The 2,076-nt window shown below is 61.8% G+C and carries 2 protein-coding genes; both read left to right on the forward strand.

The annotated features are described in order from the left end of the window. The first annotated feature begins 103 nt into the window (after positions 1-103). A complete protein-coding gene (gene istA / locus HUS66_RS17300; RefSeq protein WP_175072436.1) occupies positions 104-1,285 on the forward strand; it encodes an IS21 family transposase in 1,182 nt (393 codons plus the stop codon). After that, positions 1,282-2,076: IS21-like element helper ATPase IstB (istB, locus tag HUS66_RS17305; protein ID WP_175072437.1), on the forward strand; the 795-nt coding region annotated here is incomplete at its 3' end. The genes istA and istB, both read left to right, overlap by 4 nt.

Here is a 2,076-nt window from a genome sequence, read left to right on the forward strand (position 1 = left end):
TGTCGACGCCGGAGCTATAAGTCCGTAAATCATCAAAACAGATTGTCCCCCCGACCCGCATGGCCTTCCCTTGTTGGTGACGAAGCCTACAAGAGATCTCGCCATGCTGAGCCGAGAGGACTTTCTCATGATAAAGCAACTTCACCAGCGAGGCGCTCACCTCGTGGACATTGCCCACCAGATCGGCTGTTGCGAACGTACCGTGCGCCGCCACCTGGCCCGCGAGGCGGCATCCACCGGGCGGCCCGCCAGGCCGCGCGCGAGCAAGCTGGATCCCTACAAGCCGATCATCGATCAGCTGCTGGCGGACAACGTCTGGAACGCCGAGGTGATCTTCCAGTTGATCCGCGAGCAAGGCTACACCGGTGGTAGCACCATCGTGCGAATGTACATCCAGCCCAAGCGGGCCTTGCGGCCCAGTAAGCAAACCGTGCGTTTCGAGACCCAGCCCGGCTTCCAGCTGCAACACGACTGGGGCGAAATCGAGACGGTCGTCGCCGGCCAGCGTTGTAAAGTCAATTTCGCCGTCAACACGTTGGGCTATTCGCGGCGCTTCCATGCCTGGGCGGCGCCGAGTCAGGATGCCGAGCACACCTACGAGGCGCTGGTGCAAGCCTTCTGCCACTTCGGCGGCGTGCCGCGCACGGTGCTGGTCGATAACCAGAAGGCAGCGGTGCTGAAGCATGATCGCGACCGTCGCGTCATTTTCAATACCGGGTTCTTGCAACTGGCCAACCACTACGGCTTCGCTCCCAAGGCCTGCCGGCCGCAACGCCCGAGAACGAAGGGCAAAACCGAGCGCATGGTGGGCTACGTGAAGCAGCACTTCTTCCAGCGCTACCGGCAGTTCGAGAGCTACGCCCACCTGAATCAGCTGCTCCAATTGTGGCTGGAGCGGGTGGCTGATCAGCGGCCACTGAGGCAGTTCCGCCAGGCCCCGGTCGAGCGTTTTACTGCCGAGATGGAGGCCCTCCAGGTATTACCCGCCACCGACTTCGATACCCGCTACCATGACCTGCGCCAGGTCGGCTGGGATGGCTACATCGAGGTGCGTGGCAATCGTTACAGCGTTCCCGAACGTTACTGCGGCCAGGCGGTGGTGATTCGGCTAAGTCTGGAGGATGAGCTGACCGTCTATTCACCGGCCGGTGATGCCATCGCGCAGCATCGCCTGCAAGCGCCACAGGCCGGATGGCGCACCGTGCCGGAGCACCATGCTGCCCTGTGGCAGCAGACCCTATCGGTACAGCAGCGTGACCTGCGGGTCTACGAGGAGGTGCTGTGATGGCGCTGGAACAGCTACTCAACCGCCTGAAGATGGAGCACCTCCAGGCCTCGCTCGACAGCCTCTGCGAGCACGCCAGCAAGCAGGACCTGAACTATCGCGAGTTCCTGGAGCAGGCCCTGCTACAGGAATGGGGCGGGCGCCACCAGAAGGGATTGGAGGCCCGGCTGAAGCAGGCCCGGCTGCCATGGATCAAGACCCTGGAGCAGTTCGACTTCAGCTTTCAGCCCAGCATCGACCACAAGATCGTGCGTGAGCTGGCCGGCCTGGGCTTCGTCGAACGTGGGGAAAACGTCGTGCTGCTCGGGCCACCTGGTGTCGGGAAGACGCATCTCGCCGTCGCCCTGGCCGTGAAGGCGGCAGAAGCCGGCCATCGGGTGCTGTTCATGACCTTGGACCGGCTGGTGAGCACCCTGATACGTGCTCGCCAAGAGAATCGGCTGGATCGGCAACTCCAGCAGTTGACCTATCCAAAGGTCCTGGTGCTGGACGAGATGGGCTATCTGCCGATGACCCGCGAAGAAGCCAGCCTGTTTTTCCGCTTGATCAACCGGCGCTACGAGCGAGCCAGTACCATCCTTACCTCGAACAAATCGTTCATGGATTGGGGCGAGATCTTTGGCGATCAGGTCATTGCCACGGCGATTCTGGATCGATTGCTGCACCACTCGACCACCCTGAACATCAAGGGCGAAAGCTACCGGCTGAAGGACAAGCGACGAGCCGGTCTGGTGACGACACCAACGACGAAGGAGGACGACCCCTCACACGAGCCTGAATCTGTTCCGATG

Origin of the sequence: Onishia taeanensis (assembly GCF_013349955.1) — a bacterium.
Classification (GTDB): Bacteria; Pseudomonadota; Gammaproteobacteria; order Pseudomonadales; family Halomonadaceae; genus Onishia; species Onishia taeanensis_B.